Consider the following 8139-nt stretch of genomic DNA (forward strand, 5'->3'; position numbering starts at 1 on the left):
CTGCTGTGGTGGAGACCATAGCAAGGACCCCCCGGAGGGCCCCGGCCGGGTGACACCGGAGGCCCGCGGGATCAGCGCAGCCCCAGGTCCCTGCGCAGCCTCGGGACGTCGACGGAGAAGTAGGAGTGCTCGCGGCCGTCGAGGAGGACCACCGGCACCCGGTCGCCGTACTCGGCCTGCAGCTCCGGGTCGGAGTCCACGTCGACCGTCGTGGTGACCAGCCCCGCCTCGGCGGCGATCTGCTCCAGCGTGGTGGCCGCGTCCGCGCAGAGGTGGCAGTCCACCCGGGTGAGCAGCTGCAGCCGCGTCCCGCCTCCGGGTCCGCTCACGTCCCGCCTCCCGTCCCGGCCGGTCCGCCGCCGGCGTCCTCGTCCGGCCGCATGAGGCCGAGCTCGCGCAGCCGCGCGCGGCTGACCTTGCCGGTCAGCGAGTGCGGCAGGGACCCGAGCACGTGCACCGACGTCGGCACCTTGTACCGCGCCAGGGAGGCCGCCGCGTGGTCGCGCAGCTCCTCGAAGGTGACCTCCCGGCCCGGCCGCAGCGCCACCACCGCGCGCACCGCGCTCCCGGTGCGGGGGTCGGGGACGCCGATCACGGCGCTCTCCGCCACCGCGGGGTGCGCGTCGAGGACCCGCTCCACCTCCGCGGGGTAGACGTTGAAGCCGCTGACCAGGACGAGGTCGCTGCGCCGGTCGACCAGGTGCAGGTCGCCGTCCTCGTCGGTGTAGGCCAGGTCGCCGGTGGCCAGCCAGCCCTCGGCGTCCGGTCCGTCGGCGCCGTCGGGCCAGTAGCCGGGGAACAGGTTGGGCCCGCGAACCCAGATCTCCCCGGGTCCGCCGTCGCCGGCCTCGCCCGCGTCCTCCTCCGGCTCGTGCAGGGCGGTGTCGCGCAGCTGCAGCTCCACCCCCGGGACGGCCCGGCCGATGCAGGCGGGTTTGGCCCGCCCGGTCGCCAGCGTGCTGGCCACCACCGGCGAGGCCTCGGTGAGGCCGTAGCCCTCCCAGACGGTCACCGCGGCGCGCTCGCGCATCGCCGTCCACACCTCCTGCGGCAGGGGCGCGGCCCCGGAGGAGGCCATCCGGACCGCGGCGAAGGCCCGGCGGAGGTCCGCGTCGGAGCCCGCGGCGTCGGCCGCCGCCAGCCACGCCTGGTACATCGGCGGCGCCCCCGGGACGGCGGTGACCTCCTCGCGGGCCATCAGCGCCAGGGTCGCCGCCGGGTCGAAGCTCTCCACGAGCACGGCGCAGGCACCGGTCGCCGCGACCAGGCCGAAGCCGGCGTTGAGCCCGTAGACGTGGAACAGCGGCAGCACCAGGAGCACGCGGTCGTCGGGCCGGACGGGCGCGGGCTCCATCGCCAGGCACTGTCGCTGGTTGGCGCGCAGCGCCGCGGCCGGCAGCATCGCCCCGCGCGGGCGGCCGGTGGTGCCGCTGGTGTAGGCCAGGAACGACAGCGCGGCCGCGTCCTCGGTCACCTCGGGCGGGTCCGCGTCCCCGGCGGGTGGACCGGCCGCGACCGGTACGCCGGCGACCGGCTCGCGCGCGCCCGCGGCCACGAGGAGGGCGGCGCCGGAGTCGCGCAGCACGTACTCCAGCTCCGGGTCGGTGTAGCCGGTGTTCACCGGGACGACGACCAACCCGGCCCGCAGGGCACCGAGGCTCGCGCGCAGCCAGTCGACGCCGTTGGGCAGCTGGACGGCGACCCGCTCCCCCGGCCGCAGTCCCCGGGCGGCGTAGCCGGCGGCCGCCCGGTCGACCTGCGCGTCCAGCTCGGCCCAGGTCAGCCGTTCCTCCCCTGCGACCACCGCGGGGGCCTCCGGTCGAGCGCGGGCAGCGGCCCGCACGAGCGCTGCCAGCGACGAGCCCGGCTCGCTTGCCTCGGACACGGACACCTCCTCCGTCGGGGCGGTCCTCCGACCCACGACCCACAGGAGGGGCATCCGGACACTCCGTCACCGGATGGCGTGGACGGGCTGCGACGATGTTGTCACCATGGGCGCAGCCCCGCAGCACCGCCCGATGCCCTGACCAGGCCCGGGACACCCCGAGGGAGCCGATCCGGCACCGGCGGGCCGACGAGGAGGACCGACGCCCGCATGTTCCAGCCGCGCCGCCTGGACGAGCGCCCCGCACTCGTCCCCGGCGGGCCGGACGGGCGTCCCGGAGGCAGGCCGCGCCCCTCGCCGCACCTCCGCTCCACCCCGGATCTCCGCCCCGCCGCCGAGACCGGAGCCCCGGCTCCGGACGCCGTCCCGCAGGGGGACGCCGTCACCGAGGACGAGGCCGGCACCGCCGACGAGCGCGCGGGGACGTCGGCGACGGTCCCCCCGCCGACGGTGGACGTCTGGGCCCTGGTGCGCCGGGCGCAGGAGGGCGACGCCGAGGCGTTCGGCCGGCTCTACGACCACTACGTGCCGGTCGTGTACCGCTACGTGGTCCACCGGGTGGGGAACCGCGCCCAGGCCGAGGACCTCACCAGCGAGACGTTCGTGCGCGCGCTGCGCCGGATCGACTCCCTCTCCTTCCAGGGCCGCGACGTCGGCGCCTGGCTGGTGACGATCGCCCGCAACATCGTCCTCGACCACGTGAAGAGCAGCCGGTACCGGCTGGAGGTCACCACGGCCGACATGCGCGACGCCGACCGGGCCACCGACGGCCCGGAGGACGCGGTCGTGCAGCAGCTCGCCAACGAGCAGTTGCTGGCCTGCATCCGCCAGCTGGGCGGCGAGCAGCAGGAGTGCATCTCGCTGCGCTTCCTGCAGGGGCTGTCGGTGGCGGAGACCGCGGCGGTCATGGGGAAGAAGGAGGGCGCGATCAAGGCCCTCCAGCACCGCGCCGTGCGACGGCTGGCCCGGCTGGTGCCGGAGGGGCTGCGGTGACCCCCACCCCGGTCATCCGCCGGTGTGCCGTATCGGCCCCGCCCGCCGCCTCGTTGGAGAGGGAGGGGCGCGGCACGGCGCAGTACCCCCGCACCCCCGCCCGACCCTCCGGAGGCCCCCGGTGAACGCCTACGACGGACCCGCTCCGGCGCGGCCGCGTCGTGCCGCCGTCCGGGCGCAGGAGGACGCGACCCTGGCGCGGCTGCAGGCCCTGGCCACCGCGCTGGACGACGCGCCAGACCCCGCCTTCCGGGCCGCGACACGCGAGCGGCTGGTGGCCATGGCCGCCGTCCGCACCCCGGAGCCGGCCGCCCGCTGGCGGCTGCGGCGGCTGCTGGCCGTCCGGGCCGACGGAGCCGCCGGCCGGCCCTGGCGCACCCGGCTGACCGCGGGGCTGGCCGGGGCCGCGCTCACCGTGTCCGCGCTGGGCACGCTCGTCGCGCTGGCCGACGACGCCCGGCCCGGCGACGTGCTGTACGGAGTGAAGCGGGGCACCGAGGAGACGCAGCTGGTGCTGGCCGGCGACGACCGCGGCCTCACCCTGCTGCAGTTCGCCGCGACCCGGCTCGAGGAGCTCGAGGCGCTGTCGGGCACCGGTGCGACCGACGTCGTCGTGGACGTGCTCGACACCATGGACGCCCAGACCACCGAGGGCGCCGCGCTGCTCACCACCCGCGCGGTGGCCGGCCCGGACACCACCGCGGTCGACGAGCTGGCCGGCTGGGTTGCGCGGCAGAGCGCCGGCCTGAGCGCGCTGCAGCCCGGCGTGCCCGACGGCGCCACGACCGACCTGCACGAGTCGGTGGACCTGCTCGCCGCGGTCGGCGCGCGGGCCGCGGGCCTGCGGGCGGCGCTCTCCTGCCCGGGCGGGCCGGCGACCGACGGCACCGACCCGCTGGGCCCCGTGCCGGTGCCGTGCCCGGCCGAGCTCCCCGCGCCCGGTCCGTCCGCCCCCGCCCCGTCGGACGGCGGCCCGTCCGAGGGCGGCGGCTCCCTCCCCGACCCGGACGGCGGGCAGCCCGCGCCCGGCGCCCCCGACGGCGACGCCGCCCCCTCCGCGACGCCTGCGCCGCCCGCACGGGAGGCCACCACCGTGACCGGGAGCACGCCGGCCCCGGGCAGGGGCGGCGGGCAGGCCCCGTCGACCGCGCCGCGGCCCCCGGACGCCGGGCGGCCGTCGGATCCGGGGCGGCCGTCGCAGCCGGGCCGGCCGTCGCTGCCGGTCCCGCTGCCGCCGGTCGGCGGCGCTCCCGAGGCGCCTCCGGCGTCCCCGTCGCCTCCCCGCCCACCGCTGGTCGACACCCCGCTGCCGATCTGCATCCCGCCGTTGATCTGCTGAGCCCCTGTCCGCGACGCCTCCCGGGCCGCCACTAGGGTCCAGGGACAGGCCAACCGCCCCGGGCCGCCCGGCCGAACGCCGGGCTCCCGGGGCCGACAGGGGGAGGTCGGAGTGCCGGGACTGCCCTTCCGCAGCCGCCGCGCACGGAACGCTGCCCAGCTGCCCGACGAGGAGACGCGGGCGCACGTCGCCGGGGCCGCGTCGGCCGCCGCGGCCGAGGTCGAGCCGGCACCGGCCGTCGTCCCCGACCTCACCGCCGCGGCGTTCTTCGACGTCGACAACACGATGATGATGGGCGCCTCGCTGTTCTGGTTCGCCCGCGGCCTGGCCGCCCGCAAGTACTTCACCAGCCGCGACCTGGCGCGCTTCGTGTGGCAGCAGGCGAAGTTCCGGATCGCCGGCAACGAGAGCGCCGACGACATGCACACCATCCGCGAGAACGCCCTGGCCTTCGTCGCCGGCCGGCCGGTCGCGGAGATCGTCCAGGCCGGCGAGGAGATCTACGACGAGCTCATGGCCGACCGGATCTGGGCCGGCACGCGGGTGCTCGCGCAGCGGCACCTCGACGCCGGCCAGCGGGTCTGGCTGGTCACGGCCACCCCGGTGGAGCTGGCGAGCATCATCGCCCACCGGCTGGGCCTCACCGGCGCGCTGGGCACCGTCGCCGAGGTCGTCGACGGCCACTACACCGGCCGGCTGGTCGGGGAGCTGATGCACGGGGAGGCCAAGGCCGAGGCGGTGCGCGCCCTGTCCGAGCGGGAGGGCCTGGACCTCTCCCGCTCCACCGCCTACAGCGACAGCTCCAACGACCTGCCGATGCTCACCCTCACCGGCACCGCGGTGGCGGTGAACCCCGACACCGAACTGCGCGCGGTGGCCCGCTCCCGCGGCTGGGAGATCCGCGACTTCCGCACCGGGCGCAAGGCGGCCAAGATCGGCGTCCCCACGGTGGCGGCCGCCGCGGTCTCCGGCGCGCTCGTCGGCGGCGGTCTCGCCCTCCGCCGCCGCAGCAAGCTCCCCTTCTGAGGATCGCCGCAGCGGAGCTGCGGGGTGGTCCGGTCGCGGGGGCCGGAGGCTCCCCGACCGGGACACGGGCGGCGGCACAGGGGTACGGCACCTGGCCGCGGCGTCGGCCGGAGGCCGACGGATCACTCAGCCGAAGACGGAGCTCCGCTGCAGCAGGAGCTGGTAGAGCGACTGCTGGATGGTCTCGCGCACCTGGTCGGTGAGGTTAAACACCAGCATCGGGTCCTCGGCCGCACCCGGGCCGTAGGACGCCGTCTCGATGGGCTCGCCGAAGGCGATGTGCCACTTCGACGGCAGGGGCAGCAGCCCCAGCGGGCCGAGCGCCGGGAAGGTCGGCGTGATGGGGAAGTACGGGAGCCCGAACAGCCGCGCGAGGGTCTTCGCGTTGCCGATCATCGGGTAGATCTCCTCGGCGCCGACGATCGCGCACGGGACGATCGGCACACCCGTGCGCAGTGCCGCCGTGACGAAACCGCCACGGCCGAACCGCTGCAGGGTGTAGCGCTCGCGGAAGGGCTTGCCGATGCCCTTGAACCCCTCGGGGAACACGCCGACCAGCTCGCCCTCGGTGAGCAGCCGCTCGGCGTCCTCGTTGCAGGCCAGCGTCGAGCCCATCTTGCGCGACAGCGACCCGACGACCGGCAGGTCGAACACCAGGTCGGCGCCGAGCAGGCGCAGCCGCCGCTGGGCCGGGTGGTCGTCGTGCAGCGCCACCGTCGTCATGAGCGCGTCGACCGGCAGCGTGCCGGAGTGGTTCGCCACCACGAGCGCGCCGCCGGTGGCGGGGACGTTCTCCACGCCGTGGGTCTCCACCCGGAACCAGCGGTTGAACAGCGGCCGCAGCAGCGGGAGCAGGACGTGGTCGGTGAGGTCGGGGTCGAAGCCGAACTCGTCGGTGTCGTAGTCGCCGGTCAGCCGTCGGCGCAGGAACTCCAGGCCGCCGGCGACCTGCTCCTCCCACGTCGGGGACGTCGTCCGGTGGACGCGCGGCTCGTCGTCGTCGGGCCGCAGGGGGATCACGCGGGCCTCAGGCATCGCGCACCGCCCGCAGGTCGGGAGCCGACGGGGCCGGGCGCAGCCGCTGCCCGACCGCTCCCGCGGTCGCGCCCACCCGCTGCACCAGCGTGCGGGCCGTGTCGGTCACCCCGCGGACGAGGTCCGGGGAGACCACCGGCGCGACGGTGGCCGCGTAGTCGGCGAGCGCCTGCTCGGTCGTGTGCCGCGGGGTGTACCCGAACTCCTCGCGGAGGACGGTCGTGTCGACCACGCGGCCGAAGTTGAGGAATCGCATCTGTTCCGGCGAGTAGTCGACGAGGCCGAAGCGCCGGCCGAGCCGGCCCACGGTCCCCAGGGTCGGGGAGGGCAGGGGCACCTGGAGCCGGCCGAGCCGGCGGATGACCTGCGACAGCAGCAGGGTGCCCTCCCCGCCGACGTTGACCGTCCCGGCGAAGTCGCCGGTGGTGGCCCGGGTCAGCACGGCGAGGGCGTCGTCCTCGTGCAGCAGCTGCACCCGGGCGTCGTAGCCCAGCGCCGTGGGCACCACGGGCATGCGCAGGAAGTGCGTGAGGAGCGAGTCGATGCGCGGGCCGATGAAGTTGGTGAACCGCAGCGCCGCCACGCCCACGTCGGGGCGACGACGCGCGAAGGACCGGACGTAGCCCTCGATGTCGAGGCTGTCCTTGGCGAATCCTCCGGAGGGGACCCGCCGGGGCTGCATGGCCTCGGTGAAGACGGCGGGGTCGCGCGAGGAGGCGCCGTAGACGGCACTGCTGGACTTGAGCACGAACCGGCGCACCGAGGGGGCCCGCTGGCAGGCCGCCAGGAGCTGCATCGTCCCGATGACGTTGAGCTCCTTCATCGGCCCCCGGCCGCCGCTGCCGGCAGGCGTGGAGCTGATGTTCATGTGCACGACCGTGTCGACCGAGGCCGTCGCGATGACCTTGCCGATCAGCGGGTTGCGGATGTCGGCCCGCACGAACTCGGTGCGGCCGAGGCGCCGGAGGACCTCCGGCGACGGGGGGACGGTGTCGACCCCGATGACCCGCTCGATGGAGCGGTCGCGAGCGAGCTCGGCCGCCAGCGCACCGCCCAACCACCGGCTCACACCGGTGACCAGGACGACGGCGGGCGGCACGAGCGTCAGCTCACTTCTTGTTGCGTCGCTGGACGCGCGTCTTCTTGAGCAGCTTGCGGTGCTTCTTCTTCGCCATCCGCTTGCGGCGCTTCTTGATGACCGAACCCATGGTCGTGCTCCCGACGTCGTCGCCGCGCGGCGTCCGCGGTGACCGGGAGGTCACGTCGGGCGCCGCGCGAGTGTGATCAGCTCGTGTGCGACGCCCGGACCGGCCCGGCGTCGCTCGGCGACCGAGCGTACCCGGCGCCCCCGCAGCGACGCTGCCGCGGGAGCGGGCCGGAGTGCGGTGTCACCCTCAGGGGGTGACGCGGGTGGCCCCGTCCCGGGTCCCACCCTGAGCCTGCGAAGGGTGGGCAGCAGGGAGGTCCTCTCTCACGCGATGCCGATTGCGTGACTCCGCGCGCCAGTCCGCTCCTCGCTCGCTGGCGCTCGCTGCGATGCTCCCGGCCCCGTCGTCACGCGATGCCGGTTGCGTGACTCCGCGCGCCAGTCCGCTCCTCGCTCGCTGGCGCTCGCTGCGATGCTCCCGGCCCCGTCGTCACGCGATGCCGGTTGCGTGACTCCGCGCGCCAGTCCGCTCCTCGCTCGCTGGCGCTCGCTGCGATGCTCCCGGCCCCGTCGTCACGCGATGCCGATTGCGTGACTCCGCGCGCCAGTCCGCTCCTCGCTCGCTGGCGCTCGCTGCGATGCTCCCGGCCCCGTCGTCACGCGATGCCGATTGCGTGACTCCGCGCGCCAGTCCGCTCCTCGCTCGCTGGCGCT

8 protein-coding genes are annotated in these 8139 nt (G+C 76.0%); 3 read left to right on the plus strand and 5 right to left on the minus strand.

The genetic code is table 11. The features are described from left to right. Nucleotides 1–71: 71 nt before the first annotated feature. Nucleotides 72–329: a glutaredoxin family protein gene (locus tag ACI79I_RS14385; protein WP_456992991.1), complete on the minus strand. Its 258-nt coding sequence runs from the start codon at nucleotides 327–329 to the stop codon at nucleotides 72–74. Further along, on the minus strand, nucleotides 326–1885 hold the full coding sequence (locus ACI79I_RS14390) for an AMP-binding protein (RefSeq protein ID WP_456992992.1): 1560 nt from the start codon (nucleotides 1883–1885) through the stop codon (nucleotides 326–328). The genes ACI79I_RS14385 and ACI79I_RS14390 overlap by 4 nt, the downstream gene beginning before the upstream one ends. Nucleotides 1886–2095: 210 nt before the next feature. Here ACI79I_RS14390 and ACI79I_RS14395 point away from each other — a divergent pair, with 210 nt between their 5' ends. The 3 genes from ACI79I_RS14395 to ACI79I_RS14405 all read left to right on the plus strand — a co-directional run bounded on the left by ACI79I_RS14395 (nucleotide 2096) and on the right by ACI79I_RS14405 (nucleotide 5243). Beyond that, nucleotides 2096–2878 carry an ECF subfamily RNA polymerase sigma factor, BldN family gene (locus ACI79I_RS14395; protein ID WP_456992993.1) on the plus strand — a complete coding sequence of 261 codons (783 nt, stop codon included), beginning with the start codon at nucleotides 2096–2098 and terminating at the stop codon, nucleotides 2876–2878. Nucleotides 2879–2999: 121 nt separating this feature from the next. Further along, nucleotides 3000–4217, plus strand: coding sequence for a DUF5667 domain-containing protein (locus tag ACI79I_RS14400; RefSeq protein ID WP_456992994.1), 1218 nt, complete (start codon nucleotides 3000–3002; stop codon nucleotides 4215–4217). A 111-nt stretch (nucleotides 4218–4328) separates the two neighbouring features. Beyond that, a complete protein-coding gene (locus ACI79I_RS14405) occupies nucleotides 4329–5243 on the plus strand; it encodes an HAD family hydrolase (protein ID WP_456992995.1) in 915 nt (304 codons plus the stop codon). A 126-nt stretch (nucleotides 5244–5369) separates the two neighbouring features. On the opposite strand, the gene ACI79I_RS14410 is transcribed toward ACI79I_RS14405, so the two are convergent. The 3 genes from ACI79I_RS14410 to ACI79I_RS14420 are packed head-to-tail and all read right to left on the minus strand — an operon-like array spanning nucleotide 5370 to nucleotide 7540. After that, on the minus strand, nucleotides 5370–6278 hold the full coding sequence (locus ACI79I_RS14410; RefSeq protein WP_456992996.1) for a lysophospholipid acyltransferase family protein: 909 nt from the start codon (nucleotides 6276–6278) through the stop codon (nucleotides 5370–5372). Further along, nucleotides 6271–7377, minus strand: coding sequence for an NAD-dependent epimerase/dehydratase family protein (locus ACI79I_RS14415; RefSeq protein ID WP_456992997.1), 1107 nt, complete (start codon nucleotides 7375–7377; stop codon nucleotides 6271–6273). Before ACI79I_RS14415 ends, ACI79I_RS14410 begins: the two co-directional genes overlap by 8 nt. 10 nt (nucleotides 7378–7387) lie before the next feature. Next, nucleotides 7388–7540, minus strand: coding sequence for a 30S ribosomal protein bS22 (locus tag ACI79I_RS14420; RefSeq protein ID WP_456992998.1), 153 nt, complete (start codon nucleotides 7538–7540; stop codon nucleotides 7388–7390). Nucleotides 7541–8139: the final 599 nt, after the last annotated feature.

The organism is Geodermatophilus sp. SYSU D01105, assembly GCF_054050095.1.